The 17,022-nt window shown below is 54.9% G+C and carries 14 protein-coding genes, 2 tRNA genes and 1 other RNA gene; 10 read left to right on the forward strand and 7 right to left on the reverse strand.

Annotation, left to right across the window (positions count from 1 at the left end; all coding sequences use genetic code 11):
- The first annotated feature begins 112 nt into the window (after positions 1-112).
- The 5 genes from P346_RS21160 (at position 113) to narI (ending at position 8,550) form a co-directional block, all read left to right on the forward strand.
- A complete protein-coding gene (locus P346_RS21160) occupies positions 113-1,510 on the forward strand; it encodes a NarK family nitrate/nitrite MFS transporter (RefSeq protein ID WP_032656681.1) in 1,398 nt (465 codons plus the stop codon).
- Positions 1,511-1,890: 380 nt separating this feature from the next.
- Complete coding sequence (locus tag P346_RS21155) at positions 1,891-5,634, forward strand: nitrate reductase subunit alpha (protein WP_032656682.1); 3,744 nt, start codon at positions 1,891-1,893, stop codon at positions 5,632-5,634.
- Entirely contained in the window at positions 5,631-7,166 is a 1,536-nt protein-coding gene (gene narH / locus P346_RS21150) for a nitrate reductase subunit beta (RefSeq protein ID WP_023312109.1), read from the forward strand. The genes P346_RS21155 and narH overlap by 4 nt, the downstream gene beginning before the upstream one ends.
- The gene (gene narJ / locus P346_RS21145) at positions 7,163-7,873 is read left to right on the forward strand and encodes a nitrate reductase molybdenum cofactor assembly chaperone (RefSeq protein WP_032656683.1); all 711 of its coding nucleotides are present in this window, start codon (positions 7,163-7,165) and stop codon (positions 7,871-7,873) included. The genes narH and narJ overlap by 4 nt, the downstream gene beginning before the upstream one ends.
- Positions 7,873-8,550, forward strand: a complete 678-nt coding sequence (narI, locus tag P346_RS21140; RefSeq protein ID WP_032656684.1) for a respiratory nitrate reductase subunit gamma — start codon at positions 7,873-7,875, stop codon at positions 8,548-8,550. The genes narJ and narI overlap by 1 nt, the downstream gene beginning before the upstream one ends.
- On the opposite strand, the gene P346_RS21135 is transcribed toward narI, so the two are convergent.
- Entirely contained in the window at positions 8,547-9,443 is an 897-nt protein-coding gene (locus P346_RS21135) for a DMT family transporter (protein ID WP_032656685.1), read from the reverse strand. The genes narI and P346_RS21135 overlap by 4 nt on opposite strands.
- Positions 9,444-9,550: 107 nt before the next feature.
- Between P346_RS21135 and P346_RS21130 the strand changes: the two genes are divergently transcribed.
- Positions 9,551-9,994: an Lrp/AsnC family transcriptional regulator gene (locus tag P346_RS21130; RefSeq protein WP_029740417.1), complete on the forward strand. Its 444-nt coding sequence runs from the start codon at positions 9,551-9,553 to the stop codon at positions 9,992-9,994.
- A gap of 92 nt (positions 9,995-10,086) precedes the next feature.
- On the opposite strand, the gene P346_RS22145 is transcribed toward P346_RS21130, so the two are convergent.
- From P346_RS22145 to P346_RS21110, 5 genes are all read right to left on the reverse strand, one after another.
- A non-coding RNA gene (locus P346_RS22145) (RtT sRNA) lies at positions 10,087-10,217 on the reverse strand.
- Positions 10,218-10,262: 45 nt separating this feature from the next.
- Positions 10,263-10,347: transfer RNA gene (locus tag P346_RS21125), tRNA-Tyr, on the reverse strand.
- Between the two features lie 35 nt (positions 10,348-10,382).
- Positions 10,383-10,467: transfer RNA gene (locus P346_RS21120), tRNA-Tyr, on the reverse strand.
- A gap of 157 nt (positions 10,468-10,624) precedes the next feature.
- The gene (gene purU, locus P346_RS21115) at positions 10,625-11,467 is read right to left on the reverse strand and encodes a formyltetrahydrofolate deformylase (protein ID WP_023312104.1); all 843 of its coding nucleotides are present in this window, start codon (positions 11,465-11,467) and stop codon (positions 10,625-10,627) included.
- A 46-nt stretch (positions 11,468-11,513) separates the two neighbouring features.
- Entirely contained in the window at positions 11,514-11,972 is a 459-nt protein-coding gene (locus tag P346_RS21110) for a YchJ family protein (protein WP_032656686.1), read from the reverse strand.
- 114 nt (positions 11,973-12,086) lie between these two features.
- Here P346_RS21110 and rssA point away from each other — a divergent pair, with 114 nt between their 5' ends.
- The 3 genes from rssA to galU all read left to right on the forward strand — a co-directional run bounded on the left by rssA (position 12,087) and on the right by galU (position 15,203).
- Positions 12,087-12,989, forward strand: coding sequence for a patatin-like phospholipase RssA (rssA, locus tag P346_RS21105; RefSeq protein ID WP_029741684.1), 903 nt, complete (start codon positions 12,087-12,089; stop codon positions 12,987-12,989).
- Between the two features lie 91 nt (positions 12,990-13,080).
- Positions 13,081-14,094 (forward strand): two-component system response regulator RssB, encoded by a 1,014-nt coding sequence (gene rssB, locus P346_RS21100; protein ID WP_032656688.1) that lies wholly within the window; start codon positions 13,081-13,083, stop codon positions 14,092-14,094.
- A gap of 200 nt (positions 14,095-14,294) precedes the next feature.
- On the forward strand, positions 14,295-15,203 hold the full coding sequence (gene galU, locus P346_RS21095) for a UTP--glucose-1-phosphate uridylyltransferase GalU (RefSeq protein WP_008502780.1): 909 nt from the start codon (positions 14,295-14,297) through the stop codon (positions 15,201-15,203).
- Between the two features lie 201 nt (positions 15,204-15,404).
- On the opposite strand, the gene hns is transcribed toward galU, so the two are convergent.
- Complete coding sequence (hns, locus tag P346_RS21090) at positions 15,405-15,818, reverse strand: histone-like nucleoid-structuring protein H-NS (RefSeq protein WP_008502781.1); 414 nt, start codon at positions 15,816-15,818, stop codon at positions 15,405-15,407.
- A gap of 549 nt (positions 15,819-16,367) precedes the next feature.
- On the opposite strand from hns, the gene tdk reads away from it, so the two are divergent.
- Entirely contained in the window at positions 16,368-16,982 is a 615-nt protein-coding gene (gene tdk, locus P346_RS21085; protein ID WP_032656689.1) for a thymidine kinase, read from the forward strand.
- Positions 16,983-17,022 lie beyond the last annotated feature (40 nt).

The raw sequence follows: 17,022 nt of genomic DNA on the forward strand, positions 1-17,022 counted from the left end.
TGAGGCCTTATTTTGCGTCGCAAATCCTCCCACTTTTCCTTTGATTTATATCAACTTACCGCCGCCCTAAAACCCTAATGTTTGCAGCATCATTCGAGAATCAGAGGTGTCTATGAGTCACTCATCCGCTCCCGAAAGGGAAAACGGTGCCGTTATTACAGACTGGCGTCCAGAGGATCCGGCGTTCTGGCAACAGCGCGGCCATCGTGTAGCCAGCCGGAATCTATGGATTTCCGTGCCGTGTTTGTTATTAGCGTTTTGCGTATGGATGTTGTTTAGCGCGGTGGCGGTAAATCTGCCGAAAGTGGGTTTTACGTTTACGACCGATCAGCTGTTCATGTTGACCGCGCTGCCGTCGCTGTCAGGCGCGCTGCTGCGTGTACCTTACGCGTTTATGGTGCCGGTATTTGGCGGTCGTCGCTGGACGGCGTTTAGTACGGGCATCATGATCGTCCCCTGCGTCTGGCTCGGCTTCGCGGTGCAGGATACCTCTACGCCTTTTAGCGTATTCGTGATTATCTCCCTGCTGTGCGGTTTTGCGGGCGCGAACTTCGCCTCCAGCATGGCGAACATCAGCTTCTTCTTCCCGAAAGCGAAGCAGGGCGGCGCGCTGGGCATTAACGGCGGTCTGGGAAATATGGGCGTGAGCGTGATGCAGCTGATTGCCCCGCTGGCGATCTCTGTTTCTATTTTTGCGGCCTTTGGCGGCGGTGGCGTTGAGCAGGCGGATGGTTCTTCTCTCTATCTGCAGAACGCCGCCTGGATCTGGGTACCTTTCCTGGTGGTCTTCACCCTCGCAGCCTGGTTCTTTATGAACGACCTGTCCGCATCGAAGGCGTCGCTGAGCGAACAGCTGCCGGTGCTGAAGCGTGGACACCTCTGGGTGATGGCGCTGCTGTATCTGGCCACCTTCGGTTCGTTTATCGGCTTCTCTGCGGGCTTCGCGATGCTGTCGAAAACGCAGTTCCCGGAGATTCAGATCCTGCACTTTGCCTTCTTCGGGCCATTTATCGGTGCCCTGGCGCGTTCGCTGGGCGGCATGGTCTCTGACCGTCTCGGCGGCACCCGCGTGACGCTGGTTAACTTCGTCGTGATGGCAATCTTCTGCGCGCTGCTGTTCCTCACGCTGCCCGTCGACGGACAGGGCGGTAACTTCATCGCCTTCTTCGGCGTGTTTATGGTGCTGTTCCTGACGGCCGGGCTGGGGAGTGCGTCTACCTTCCAGATGATCTCCGTGATCTTCCGTAAGCTGACGATGGATCGCGTGAAGGCGCAGGGCGGGAGCGAAGAGCAGGCCATGCGTGAAGCGGCGACGGATACGGCTGCGGCGCTGGGCTTTATCTCTGCCATCGGCGCGATTGGCGGCTTCTTTATCCCGAAAGCCTTCGGTATCTCTCTGGACCTGACCGGCTCTCCGGCCGGTGCCATGAAGGTCTTCCTCGTCTTCTATATCGCCTGCGTTGTGATTACGTGGCTGGTATATGGCCGAAATACCAAGAAAAATAAGTAAGTGTGATTATCCGTTTACGCGGCCTTCGGGCCGCGTTTTTTTAGCCTGAATAATAGTTACAACATACTTACGGCTTTTACAGCAGACGTCAGCGGTGACACTGCGATCGCCATCGCTTTGCAGGTGGGTCTACCCCTTAATACCTGAGATGTTAAATTTTGACTGGCTTTTTGTACGATAAAATAAAAATAACTTTATATTTCATTGTGATATGAAATTTTTGAAGATACCGCTTTGGTGGTATTTGGTATAACCCCTCCCCGAAAAGTCCCTCCTCGTCTTGATCGTTATCAATTCTCCCCCTCTTTCAGGGCGTTACCTTCGCTGCAAATCAGCAATGTCGATTTAGAGAGCCACAGGCTCCACACAGGAGATACCCGATGAGCAAATTTTTGGACCGGTTTCGCTACTTCAAACAGAAGGGTGAAACTTTTGCCGATGGGCACGGCCAGGTTCTGGATACCAACCGGGACTGGGAAGACGGTTACCGCCAGCGCTGGCAGCATGACAAAGTCGTCCGTTCGACCCACGGCGTGAACTGTACTGGCTCATGCAGCTGGAAGATTTTCGTTAAAAACGGTCTGGTGACCTGGGAAATGCAGCAGACCGACTATCCGCGCACCCGCCCGGATATGCCAAACCACGAACCGCGCGGCTGCCCGCGTGGCGCCAGCTACTCCTGGTATCTCTACAGCGCCAACCGTCTGAAATACCCGCTGATGCGCAAGCGCCTGATGAAAATGTGGCGTGAAGCGAAAGTGCAGCACAGCGATCCGGTGGATGCCTGGGCGTCCATCATCGAAGACGCTGACAAAGCAAAAAGCTTCAAGCAGGCTCGCGGTCGCGGTGGTTTCGTTCGCTCCTCATGGAAAGAGGTAAACGAGCTGATTGCCGCCTCCAACGTCTATACCGTTAAAACCTACGGTCCTGACCGCGTGGCGGGCTTCTCGCCAATTCCGGCGATGTCGATGGTCTCTTACGCCTCCGGGGCGCGCTATCTGTCGCTTATCGGCGGTACCTGCCTGAGCTTCTACGACTGGTACTGCGACCTGCCGCCTGCGTCTCCGCAGACCTGGGGCGAGCAGACCGACGTGCCGGAGTCAGCGGACTGGTACAACTCCAGCTACATTATCGCCTGGGGCTCAAACGTTCCTCAGACGCGTACGCCGGACGCGCACTTCTTTACCGAAGTCCGTTACAAAGGTACCAAAACCGTGGCGGTGACCCCTGACTACGCGGAAATCGCCAAGCTTTGCGATCTGTGGCTGGCGCCGAAACAGGGTACCGACGCCGCGATGGCGATGGCGATGGGCCACGTCATGCTGCGTGAATTCCATCTTGATAAGCCAAGCCAGTACTTCACCGACTACGTTCGTCGCTACACCGACATGCCGATGCTGGTCATGCTGGAAGAGCGTGAGGGCTACTATGCCGCTGGCCGTACGCTGCGCGCCGCCGATCTGGTGGATTCGCTGGGCCAGGAAAATAACCCTGAGTGGAAAACCGTTGCGTATAACAGCAACGGCGAGCTGGTGGCGCCAAACGGCTCTATCGGCTTCCGCTGGGGCGAGAAGGGCAAGTGGAACCTTGAGCAACGTAACGGCACCACCGGCGAAGAGACGGAGCTGCGCCTGAGCATGCTGGGCAGCCAGGACGAGATCGCTGAAGTCGGGTTCCCGTACTTCGGCGGTGAAGGTTCAGAACATTTCAACAAGGTTGAACTGAAAAACGTTCTGATGCACAAACTGCCGGTTAAACGCCTGCAGCTGGCCGACGGTTCTACCGCACTGGTCACCACCGTTTATGACCTGACCATGGCGAACTATGGTCTGGAGCGCGGTCTGGGCGATGAAAACTGCGCAACCGGCTATGACGACGTGAAGGCCTACACCCCGGCCTGGGCGGAACAGATTACCGGCGTGCCTCGCGCGCACATTACCCGTATCGCACGTGAGTTTGCAGAAAACGCGGACAAGACGCACGGCCGTTCGATGATCATCGTCGGCGCGGGTCTGAACCACTGGTATCACCTCGATATGAACTATCGCGGTCTGATCAACATGCTGATCTTCTGCGGCTGCGTCGGTCAGAGCGGCGGCGGCTGGGCGCACTACGTCGGCCAGGAAAAACTGCGTCCGCAGACCGGCTGGCAGCCGCTGGCGTTTGCCCTCGACTGGCAGCGTCCGGCACGCCACATGAACAGCACCTCTTACTTCTATAACCACTCCAGCCAGTGGCGCTACGAAACGGTCACCGCGCAGGAGCTGCTGTCGCCGATGGCGGATAAATCCCGCTACAGCGGCCACCTGATTGACTTCAACGTGCGCGCTGAACGCATGGGCTGGCTGCCGTCGGCGCCGCAGCTGGGCACTAACCCGCTGCGCATTGCGGAAGCGGCGAAGAAGGCGGGAATGTCCCCGGTGGATTACACCGTGAAATCCCTGAAGGATGGCTCAATCCGCTTTGCGGCTGAACAGCCGGAGAACGGCAAAAACCATCCGCGTAACCTGTTCATCTGGCGCTCCAACCTGCTGGGCTCGTCCGGTAAAGGCCACGAGTACATGCTGAAATACCTGCTCGGTACCGAAAACGGTATTCAGGGGAAAGATCTCGGCAAGCAGGGCGGCGTGAAGCCGGAAGAGGTCGAGTGGAAAGACAACGGTCTCGACGGCAAGCTGGATCTGGTGGTGACGCTCGACTTCCGTCTGTCCAGCACCTGCCTGTACTCCGACATCGTGCTGCCAACCGCGACCTGGTACGAAAAAGACGATATGAATACCTCGGATATGCATCCGTTTATTCATCCGCTGTCTGCGGCCGTTGACCCGGCGTGGGAATCGAAAAGCGACTGGGATATCTACAAAGACATCGCCAAGAAATTCTCCGAAGTCTGCGTGGGGCACCTGGGCAAAGAGACCGACGTGGTGACGCTGCCAATTCAGCACGACTCCGCTGCCGAACTGGCGCAGCCGCTGGACGTGAAGGACTGGAAAAAAGGCGAATGCGACCTGATCCCGGGCGTGACCGCACCGCACATTATTCCGGTTGAACGCGACTACCCGGCAACCTACGAGCGCTTTACTTCTATCGGCCCGCTGATGGAGAAAATCGGTAACGGCGGGAAGGGGATCGCCTGGAATACCCAGAGCGAAATGGATCTGCTGCGCAAGCTCAACTACACCAAAGCGGACGGCCCGGCGAAAGGCCAGCCCATGCTGAACACGGCGATTGATGCGGCAGAGATGATCCTGACCCTGGCCCCGGAAACCAACGGCCACGTTGCCGTGAAAGCCTGGGCGGCGCTGAGCGAGTTCACCGGCCGCGACCATACGCACCTGGCGACGAATAAAGAGGAAGAGAAAATCCGCTTCCGCGATATTCAGGCGCAGCCGCGCAAGATTATATCCAGCCCGACCTGGTCAGGCCTGGAAGATGAGCACGTGTCCTATAACGCGGGCTATACCAACGTTCACGAGCTGATCCCATGGCGCACCCTGTCAGGCCGTCAGTCGCTCTATCAGGATCACCAGTGGATGCGCGACTTCGGTGAAAGCCTGCTGGTCTACCGTCCGCCAATCGACACCCGCTCCGTGAAAGCGGTAATGGGCGCGAAATCGAACGGTAACCCAGAGAAGGCGCTGAACTTCCTGACGCCGCACCAGAAGTGGGGTATTCACTCCACCTACAGCGACAACCTGCTGATGCTGACCCTGTCGCGCGGCGGTCCGATTGTCTGGATGAGCGAAGCGGACGCCAAAGATCTGGGTATTGAAGATAACGACTGGATCGAAGTGTTCAACAGCAACGGTGCCCTGACGGCGCGTGCGGTGGTGAGCCAGCGCGTACCGGCCGGGATGACCATGATGTATCACGCGCAGGAACGTATCGTTAACCTGCCGGGGTCAGAAATTACCGAGCAGCGCGGCGGGATCCACAACTCCGTGACCCGCATTACGCCGAAGCCGACCCACATGATCGGCGGCTATGCGCAGCTGGCCTACGGCTTTAACTACTACGGCACCGTAGGATCGAACCGCGATGAGTTCGTGGTGGTACGTAAGATGAAGAACATTAACTGGTTAGACGGCGAAGGTAATGACCAGGTACAGGAGAGCGTAAAATGAAAATTCGTTCACAAGTCGGCATGGTGCTGAATCTGGATAAATGCATCGGCTGTCATACCTGCTCGGTCACCTGTAAAAACGTCTGGACCAGCCGCGAAGGTATGGAGTACGCCTGGTTCAACAACGTCGAAAGCAAGCCGGGCACCGGCTTCCCGACCGACTGGGAAAACCAGGAGAAGTGGAAGGGCGGCTGGATCCGTAAAATCAACGGCAAGCTGCAGCCGCGCATGGGTAACCGCGCAATGCTGCTGGGTAAAATTTTCGCTAACCCGCACCTGCCGGGAATCGACGATTACTACGAGCCGTTTGACTACGACTATCAGAACCTGCACAACGCGCCGGAAAGCAAGCACCAGCCGATCGCTCGTCCTCGCTCGCTGATCACCGGTCAGCGCATGGACAAGATCACCAGCGGTCCAAACTGGGAAGAGATTCTGGGCGGCGAGTTCGAGAAACGCGCCAAAGACCAGAACTTCGAGAACATGCAGAAAGCGATGTACGGCCAGTTCGAAAACACCTTCATGATGTATCTGCCGCGCCTGTGCGAGCACTGCCTCAACCCGGCGTGCGTGGCGACCTGCCCGAGCGGCGCCATCTACAAGCGTGAAGAAGATGGCATCGTGCTGATCGACCAGGACAAGTGCCGCGGCTGGCGTATGTGTATCACCGGCTGCCCGTACAAAAAAATCTACTTCAACTGGAAGAGCGGCAAGTCTGAGAAGTGCATCTTCTGCTACCCGCGTATCGAAGCCGGGATGCCAACCGTCTGCTCCGAAAGCTGCGTAGGCCGTATTCGCTACCTCGGCGTGCTGCTGTATGACGCGGACGCGATTGAAAACGCCGCCAGCACCGAGCACGAGAAAGATCTATATCAGCGTCAGCTGGACGTCTTCCTCGATCCGAACGATCCGAAGGTGATTGAGCAGGCGCTGAAGGACGGCGTGCCGCAGAGCGTCATCGATGCGGCGCAGCAGTCACCGGTGTACAAAATGGCGATGGACTGGAAGCTGGCGCTGCCGCTGCACCCGGAATACCGCACCCTGCCGATGGTCTGGTACGTGCCGCCGCTGTCGCCGATTCAGTCTGCCGCTGACGCGGGCGAACTGGGCAGCAACGGCATCCTGCCGGACGTGGAAAGCCTGCGTATTCCGGTTCAGTACCTGGCTAACCTGCTGACCGCAGGGGACACCCAGCCGGTACTGCTCGCGCTGAAGCGTATGCTGGCGATGCGTCACTTCAAACGTGCGGAAACCGTAGACGGTGTGACCGATACCCGCGCGCTGGAAGAGGTCGGCCTGACCGAAGCGCAGGCGCAGGAAATGTACCGCTATCTGGCGATTGCCAACTACGAAGACCGTTTCGTGGTGCCGAGCAGCCACCGCGAGCTGGCCCGCGAAGCCTTCCCGGAAAAAAATGGCTGTGGCTTTACCTTTGGCGACGGTTGCCACGGGTCAGACAGCAAATTCAACCTGTTCAACAGCCGCCGCATCGACGCCATGGATGTGACCAGCAAAACGGAGCCGCACCAATGATTGAACTCGTCATTGTTTCGCGTCTGCTCGAGTACCCGGATGCTGCGCTTGCGCAGCATCAGCAGGAACTCTTTGATGCACTCGCGTCATCTGAAAACCTGGATAAAGACGATGCCCAGAAGCTGGGCGTTTTCCTCCGCGATCTGCTGGCGCGCGATCTTCTGGATGCCCAGTCGGACTACAGCCAGCTGTTTGACCGGGGCCGTGCGACCTCGCTGCTGCTGTTTGAACACGTGCACGGTGAGTCCCGTGACCGCGGTCAGGCGATGGTGGACCTGATGGCCCAGTACGAACAGCACGGTCTGCAGCTCGACAGCCGCGAGCTGCCGGATCATCTGCCGCTGTATCTGGAGTACCTGGCGCAGCTGCCGAAAGAAGAGGCGCTGGGCGGTCTGCAGGACATCGCGCCGATCCTGGCGCTGCTCGGCGCGCGTCTTCAGCAGCGGGAGAGCCGCTATGCGGTGCTGTTCGATCTGCTGGTGAAGCTGGCCAACGCCGCGGTCGACAGTGAAAAAGTGGCGGAGAAAATTGCGGATGAAGCCCGCGATGATACGCCACAAGCGCTGGATGCGGTCTGGGAAGAAGAGCAGGTGAAATTCTTTGCTGACCAGAACTGCGGCGAGTCTGAAATCTCCGCTCACCAGCGTCGTTTTGCCGGCGCGGTTGCCCCGCAATATTTGAATATCTCTAACGGAGGACGGCACTAATGCACTTCCTGAATATGTTCTTCTTTGACATTTACCCGTATATCGCGGGCACCGTGTTCCTGGTGGGAAGCTGGCTGCGCTACGACTACGGCCAGTACACCTGGCGTGCTGCCTCCAGCCAGATGCTGGATCGTAAAGGGATGCATGTGGGCTCTAACCTGTTCCACATCGGTATTCTGGGGATTTTTGCCGGTCACTTCCTGGGGATGCTGACGCCGCACTGGATGTATGAAGCGTGGCTACCGATTGAGGTGAAGCAGAAGATGGCGATGATCGCCGGCGGTGCCTGCGGCGTGATGACCCTGGTGGGTGGCCTGCTGCTGCTGAAACGCCGTCTGTTCAGCCCGCGCGTGCGTGCAACCACGACCGCAGCGGACATCCTGATCCTCTCCCTGCTGATGGTGCAGTGCGCACTGGGCCTGCTGACCATTCCGTTCTCGGCGCAGCATATGGACGGCAGCGAAATGATGAAGCTGGTCGGCTGGGCGCAGTCCGTGGTGACCTTCCACGGCGGAGCCTCCACGCACCTGGACGGCGTGGCGTTTATCTTCCGCGTTCACCTGGTGCTGGGGATGACGCTGTTTGTGCTGTTCCCGTTCTCTCGTCTGGTGCATATCTGGAGCGCGCCGGTGGAGTACCTGACGCGCAAATACCAGATCGTGCGCGCCCGTCGCTAATTCACCGTTTTGACACTCACCCCGCACTCGCGGGGTTTTTTTTCGCCCCAGCCCAGGTTGTTGCCCGCTGCAGCAAACAGGATCAGCGCGCCGCCAGCGAGCTGCGTCAGGTTCAGCGAGTGTCCGAACACCAGATTATCGACAACGATTGCCACCACCGGATAGATAAACGACAGGGAGCCGGTAATGGGCGTAGGCAGCTTCTGAATTGCGCTGTAGAGCAGCTGGTACATAATGCCGGTATGGACGATGCCCAGCGTGAGCAGGATCGGCCAGGGAAAATCACCGGAAAATGACGGCATGCTGGCAAACGGTAAAAGCATCACGACGCCCGTCAGCACCTGGATAAAGGCAATATGCTGCGGCGCAACGGATCTGAGCTTGCGGGCAATAATGGCCGTGACCGCATAGAAGAAAGCCGCGGCTATCGCCAGGCCGATTCCGGCGAGCCATTCACCGCCGTGCGCGCCGGTCAGCTCGCTGGAGAGCAAGATCACCACGCCGCCAAAGGCGAGGATCAGCCAGCCCCATTTCACGAGGCTGACGCGTTCACCTAAAAACATCCCCATCAGGACCAGCATAAACGGCTGGGTGTTATAGACCACGGTCGAAAGACCAATGGAGATCCGCTCATAGGCCGCGAAAAGCAGCAGCCAGTTCACCACGAGCGCTACGCCACCGAGAATGGCCAGCAGCAACGTGGTGCGGGTGAGGGGACTGAAGGGCTTTTGACTTACCCGGATAAAAATAAAAAGCGCCATTGCCCCGATAAGACAGCGCCAGAACACCACTTCCGTCACCGGCAGGCCGCTGAGTAAAACAAACGCACCGATAGAGCCGGAAATTAACATCGCCAGGCTCATTTGCCAGACGCCTTTATGGAAATCACGCATCATCCACCTCCTGATTAGTGACGCTATTGTCGAAAATTGCTGTCGGGTTTTACAGGGGTGAGATAAGGTTGAATACGTTAATGGCTTTTTAAAATTAGGTGAAAGCGATGGAATACCTTCTCGATGATATCGACCGACAGATTCTAGCCTGTCTGGTCGAGGATGCGCGCATGTCTTTAAAGGTGCTCAGCGGACGCATCGGTCTGACTTCCCCCAGCACGGCAGAACGCCTGAAGAGGCTGGAAGAGCGCGGTGTGATTCAGGGGTATGGCGCACGGGTGAATCTGGCGGCGCTGGGGTATACGCTGCAGGCGCTGGTGCGCGTGCGGCCTTTGCCGGGGCTGTTGCATAAGGTGGATAAATACATTCAGGCGATGCCGGAGTGTATTGAGAGCGACAAGGTCACCGGGGAAGATTGCTTTGTGATTAGGCTGGTGGTGCGCTCGATAGAGCAGCTGGATGTGCTGCTGGACGGCCTGGCGGAGCATGCCCAGTGCAATACGTCGATTGTGAAGAGTTCGCCGGTGAAGCGTCGTTTGCCGCCGATGTAGGCTTCTGTCGCCGGGTGACGGCTGCGCCTTACCCGGCCTACGAAGGCGAACGCGGTTCGGTTGTATTATGATTGTGGATTTTCTGGAAGTGATGGTGGTGGGGGAAGGATTACTCGGCGCGTTGCGCCTCGCCCTTCGGGTCGTTGCCTGCGGCAACGCTTTCTCGCTACGCTCGAATCGAACCTTAGTCGAAGCTTCTCATCCTTCCCCGTTACGGAAATGCATGATGCGTGGTGCGAGCAGAAGGTTTGGAGTTATTTGAAAGTGATGGTGGTGGGGGAAGGATTCGAACCTTCGAAGTCGATGACGGCAGATTTACAGTCTGCTCCCTTTGGCCGCTCGGGAACCCCACCAGGGGTAATTCAAATTTTGAGGTCGTGCTGAGAGATGGTGGTGGGGGAAGGATTCGAACCTTCGAAGTCGATGACGGCAGATTTACAGTCTGCTCCCTTTGGCCGCTCGGGAACCCCACCACGGGGTAATGCTTTTAACTGGCCTGCTTCCTGCTGGAAGCGGGGCGCATCATATCAAATGAGACGCCCCTGTAAAGCATTCCTTTAGGGAAATGAAGCTGTTTGCCTGCTTTTTATCCGTAAAGGCGCAAACCTAATCAATTCATTTTCCGAAAGATTAAAGAATGATGGTTCTGTTGCCGTAGACAAAGACACGCTGCGCCAGCACCTGATACAGCGCACGACTCAGCACGTTCTTCTCAACGTCACGCCCTGCGCGCATCATGTCCTCGGCCGTGTAGGTGTGGTCCACGTGAATCACGTCCTGCATGATGATTGGACCTTCGTCCAGGTTGTCATTCACGTAGTGCGCGGTCGCACCGATGATCTTCACGCCGCGCTCGTAGGCCTGGTGGTAGGGACGCGCACCAATAAAGGCCGGCAGGAACGAGTGGTGAATGTTGATGATCTTGTTCGGGAAACGCGCCACGAAGGATGGCGTCAACACGCGCATGTATTTCGCCAGCACCACGTAGTCTGGGTTATGCGCTTCAATGGCCTGAGCCATCAGATCGTCGTGTTCTTCACGGGTATGGCCTTCGTGGCTCACCAGCTCGAACGGAATATCAAAACGCTCGACCAGCGTGCGCAGCGTCTCATGATTGCCAATAACGGCAGCTATTTCCACGTCCAGACCGCCGTAGTTTGCTTTCATCAGCAGGTCGCCCAGACAGTGTGCTTCTTTTGTCACCAGGATCACAATGCGGCGTCGACCGGCTGGGGTCAGTTCGCGCACGGAACCTTCCGGAAGCGCACTGTCGAGATCGGCAAGCAGGGTGGTGTCGTTGAAAATACCTTCGAGCTCGGTACGCATAAAGAAGCGGCCGGTACGGTGGTCAACGAACTCGTTGTTCTGCACGATATTCAGTTCATGTTTGTAGCAAATGTTGGTAATTCGTGCGATCAGTCCTTTTTGATCGGGACAGATGGTGCGCAGAACTTTACGTTGTAATGATTGCATCGCCGGGAAATCCTGTTTGTATTTGCGAAGTCTGGGCTGTCAGGCATTACTGCCCGCAACACTTTTTAAATTTTTTACCTGAACCACACGGGCAGGGATCGTTACGACCAAACTGTGGGCGCGTTCCGTCAATATAATACCACTGCCCGCTTTCCTTTAAGAACCGGGAACGCTCGATAATGGCTCCAGGTTTATTATTCTCGGTAAAGCGGGCAACGAAGCTGACGTAACCTTCATCCACATGACTGCCCGTTGAGGATTCATAGACGGTAAGGCCGAGCCACTGCGTGTTCGCGAAGCCGGCTTCGATGTCCTGTCTGAATTCGGCAGCCTGGCAGGAGGGATGCCAGGTTTTAATCAGGTAGTCTGCGTCTTTGATCACAAAAGCAGTGTACCGTGAACGCATGAGGTGTGACGGGTCTGGTGCAACCTGATCGCCAGACAGATATCGCTGGCAACATAGGCTATACTCCAGAGCGCTACCACAAGGGCAGAGTTGAGACACGATTCTCTTCCTGGAACAAATAATAAAGGCGTAAAACGCTTCGGGTAGCACTATGTTAACTGAGCTGTTGCGTTGACGCTATGTCAGGAATCCAGGGGAAGTAAAACAGGACTAATGAGAAAGGTTAAAATTGGACTGGCGCTGGGCTCAGGTGCAGCCCGGGGATGGTCACACATCGGCGTGATTAATGCCTTAAACAAGATGGGCATTGACGTAGATATTGTCGCGGGTTGTTCAATAGGATCGCTTGTCGGCTCCGCTTACGCGTGCGGGAAGCTTCCGGAACTCGAGACCTGGGTGCGTTCCTTCAGCTACTGGGACGTCCTGCGTCTGATGGACCTCTCGTGGCAGCGTGGTGGGCTGCTGCGCGGTGAACGCGTCTTTAACCAGTTCCGCCAGGTTATGCCTCTCGAAGACTTTACTGATTGTCAGATGCCCTTCGGCGCCGTCGCGACGAACCTCAGCACGGGACGCGAACTCTGGCTGACCGAAGGGGATATTCACCTTGCCGTGCGTGCCTCCTGCAGCATGCCGGGGCTCATGGCGCCTGTCCCGCACAACGGTTACTGGCTTGTCGACGGTGGCGTCGTGAACCCGGTTCCCATCTCTCTGACCCGTGCAATGGGGGCGGATATCGTGATTGCCGTCGACCTGCAGCACGACGCTCACCTGATGCAGCAGGACCTCATGCCGGTCAATCTCCAGAGCGAAGATGCCGAGGGCGAGAAACTGGCCTGGCATGAGCGCCTGCGCGGCAGAATCGGGCGCATGGCCGCGCGACGCTCGGTTGCCGCGCCGACGGCGATAGAAATCATGACCACGTCAATCCAGGTTCTGGAGAACCGCCTTAAGCGCAATCGTATGGCAGGCGACCCGCCAGATATTCTTATTCAGCCTTACTGTCCGCAAATCTCTACTCTTGATTTCCATCGGGCTGAGGCCGCCATCGCAGCGGGCTCGTTAGCCGTCGAAAAGAAAATGGACGAATTGTTGCCTTTTGTGCAAACAGCACGTTAAGCACCTTTTTTTGACTACTTCAGCAAAATCTGACAGGCGATAGTGCCGATCGCATGCCACTATTTAGTTACTGTCAGCCAGGGGAGGAACCATGACGCAGCCATTGGCCGGAAAACACATTTTGATTGTAGAAGACGAGCCCGTTTTCCGATCGCTACTGGAATCGTGGTTATCCTCGCTGGGAGCAATCACTTCACTGGCTGAAGATGGTATCGACGCCCTGGAAAAAATGATCAGCATTACGCCCGATTTGATGATTTGCGACATTGAGATGCCGCGCATGAATGGGCTGAAGCTGGTTGAACATCTGCGTAACGAAGGCAACCAGACGCCGATTCTGGTGATCTCTGCCACAGAGAATATGGCGGATATCGCCAAAGCATTGCGTCTTGGCGTCCAGGATATTCTGCTTAAGCCGGTCAAGGATCTGAACCGGCTGCGAGAAACGGTCTTAGCGTGCCTTTATCCGAATATGTTTAATTCCCGGGTAGAGGAAGAGGAGCGTCTTTTCCAGGACTGGGATGCCCTGGTGAGTGATCCTCCTGCTGCCGCGAAACTGTTGCAAGAACTTCAGCCGCCCGTTCAGCAAACTATTTCGCACTGCCGCGTAAATTATCGCCAGCTGGTGGCGGCTGACCAGCCGGGACTGGTGCTGGATATCGCACCATTATCTGATTCCGACCTTGCGTTTTATTCTCTGGATGTCACCCGTGCGGGGGATAATGGCGTATTAGCCGCGTTGCTTCTTCGCGCGCTATTTAATGGTTTGCTGCAGGAACAGTTATCGCATCAGGGACAACGGCTGCCGGAGTTAGGCAGTTTGCTCAAACAGGTAAACCAGCTTTTTCGTCAGGCTAATTTGCCCGGACAGTTCCCGCTGCTGGTCGGCTATTACCACAGCGGTTTAAAGAATCTGATCCTCGTCTCAGCAGGTCTTAACGCTTCACTGAATACCGGTGAACATCATATTGAGGTGAGCAACGGTGTGCCGCTTGGGACATTGGGTACGGCGTATCTTAATCAAATTAGCCACCGCTGTTCCTCCTGGCAGTGCCAAATTTGGGGCGCCGGGGGACGGCTACGCTTAATGTTGTCCACGGAATAAGCAATTGGATCTTAATTTTAAGATTGCTTTACCTGTGTTTTACGGGGAGTGCTACTATCGCTGCCCAGTTTCATGCGTATTTATCCTAATTGATCGGCAACGCGTTCTTTTCAGACCCGGACTGCGGGGCGAGGCTGATATACTTAACGCGTTATTTATTGCATAAAAGTTCAAAACTTGAACAGCTCAGGAGAATTTGAATGGCTGCCCTAAATTCGAAAGTCAGAAAGGCCGTCATCCCGGTAGCGGGATTGGGGACCAGGATGTTACCAGCAACTAAGGCAATTCCTAAAGAGATGCTGCCTCTGGTTGATAAGCCATTAATCCAGTATGTCGTTAATGAATGTATCGCTGCCGGCATCACTGAAATTGTGCTGGTTACGCATTCATCAAAAAACTCTATCGAAAACCATTTCGATACAAGCTTTGAACTTGAAGCCATGCTGGAAAAGCGTGTTAAGCGTCAGCTGTTAGAAGAAGTTCAGTCTATTTGCCCGCCACACGTTACCATTATGCAGGTTCGTCAGGGCCTGGCTAAAGGTCTCGGCCACGCTGTTATGTGTGCACATCCGGTTGTAGGTGATGAGCCTGTAGCGGTAATTCTGCCTGACGTAATTCTGGACGAATACGAATCCGATCTTTCTCAGGATAACCTGGCAGAGATGATCAAACGTTTCGACGAAACCGGCAGCAGCCAGATCATGGTTGAGCCTGTTGAAGACGTGACGGCATACGGTGTGGTTGACTGCAAAGGCGTTAACCTTGAGCCGGGCGAAAGCGTGCCAATGGTTGGCGTGGTAGAGAAGCCTAAAGCCGACGTAGCGCCTTCAAACCTGGCCGTTGTAGGTCGCTATGTCCTGAGCGCTGAAATCTGGCCTCTGCTGGCGAAAACGCCTCCAGGAGCGGGTGATGAGATTCAGCTGACGGATGCCATTGATATGCTCATCGAGAAAGAGACCGTTGAGGCTTACCATATGAAAGGTAAGAGCCATGACTGCGGTAATAAGCTTGGTTATATGCAGGCGTTTGTTGAATATGGTATTCGCCACAATACTCTTGGTGAAGAATTTAAAACCTGGCTCAAAGAGAGCGTAGGTATTAAGAAATAAGCCACGGTTACATATGTCCGAAACCGGTGAGGCGCTGCCCACCGGTTTTTTTATGCCCTAAACACTTCTGAAACCTGTCTCTAAGTACAGTTATTAAAATTGCCAAATAATGCTTTATGACAGAGTGTAAGGGGATGTTTGCGACAAATTTAGGTTAAAAAAAATCCCGCATTACGCGGGATTTTTCTGAATACGGCTCGATTAATCCTTGATCAGGAAGTCGTCCAGCTGTTTACCTTGTTCGTCCATGGCTTTCTTGATAACAGCAGGAGTGCGGCCCTGGCCAGTCCAGGTTTTAGTTTCGCCGTTCTCGTCAACGTAGCTATATTTAGCAGGACGAGCAGCACGCTTGGCTTTAGTACCGGTTTTAGCTGCAGCCATGCTGTTCAGCAATTCATTTGGATCGATACCATCAGCAATCAGCATTTCACGATATTGCTGCAGTTTACGAGTACGTTCTTCGATTTCAGCAGCAGCTGCGCTTTCTTCTTCACGACGTTCATTAACTACAACTTCTAATTTTTCCAGCATTTCTTCAAGCGTTTCGAGGGTGCATTCTCTTGCCTGCGCACGAAGAGTACGGATGTTGTTCAGAATTTTAAGTGCTTCGCTCATTGTAGTAATCTCAAACTTATAATGGGGGGTGGTTTGTTGACCTAATAATAGAGCCATAAATTCAGTTGTGCAATAGCCAGGAATGTAAGGAATTCAAAAAATACTAAATAATGCCGCTATTATTAATTACGCTAACTTAAATTTCATCAACCACCAGTCTCGTTTGTTATCACGTCACCCGGCAGAACCCGGCCGATTGCATCTTTTTTTTGTGACATTTGCCTCAGGAATTATAGTTGCGGCGGAAAAATATCAGCCTTTTGTATTAGTACCCCAGCGTGATGTTAAGACTGTAATAGTTAATAAATAGTGAATTTTAAAGAACGGGGATTCCACTATAAAAAGCAGTGTTATGTTTGGCTGAACATATAACATATTGGCCGGGCAGAAGGAGTTTACTTCATGTTTTAACGGGCTATTTTCATGAAAGGAAGGTTGTGAAATCCGCGCTGAAACGCTTCCTCTGTGTGCTACATCGCTGATGACCAGACAAATTATGGTACAATGAATCATCGGGAATATTACACATTGATTAGGGTTTTACGGCCAATGGCACAACTTTATTTCTACTATTCGGCAATGAATGCCGGGAAATCCACCGCGTTGCTGCAATCCTCGTACAATTACCAGGAGCGCGGGATGCGTACCGTTGTTTATACGGCTGAAATTGACGATCGCTTTGGCGCAGGGAAGGTGAGTTCCAGAATAGGGCTCTCGTCGCCTGCCAGACTGTTTAACCCTAAAACCGATCTGTATGAGGACATTCGCACAGAACATGCTGTACAGCCCATTCACTGTGTTCTGGTAGATGAGAGCCAGTTTCTGACGCGTGAACAGGTTCATGCCCTTTCAGAGGTGGTCGATGAGCTCGATATTCCCGTGCTGTGTTACGGCCTGCGTACGGATTTCCGCGGTGAGCTCTTTGCCGGTAGCCAGTATTTGCTCGCCTGGTCGGATAAGCTTGTCGAATTGAAAACAATCTGCTTCTGCGGTCGCAAAGCCAGCATGGTGCTTCGTCTCGACCAGGCCGGGAAACCTTATGCAGATGGCGAGCAGGTGGTTATAGGCGGTAATGAACGCTATGTTTCAGTCTGTCGTAAGCATTATAAGGAAGCGTTGTCTGTAGGCTCGCTGACGGCGATTCAGCACGACAACAGGAAATAACGCCAGCCTTGTTATACAGACATAAAAAAACCCGCCATAA

Origin of the sequence: Enterobacter sp. DC1, assembly GCF_000568075.1 — a bacterium.
Taxonomy (GTDB): Bacteria; Pseudomonadota; Gammaproteobacteria; order Enterobacterales; family Enterobacteriaceae; genus Enterobacter; species Enterobacter asburiae.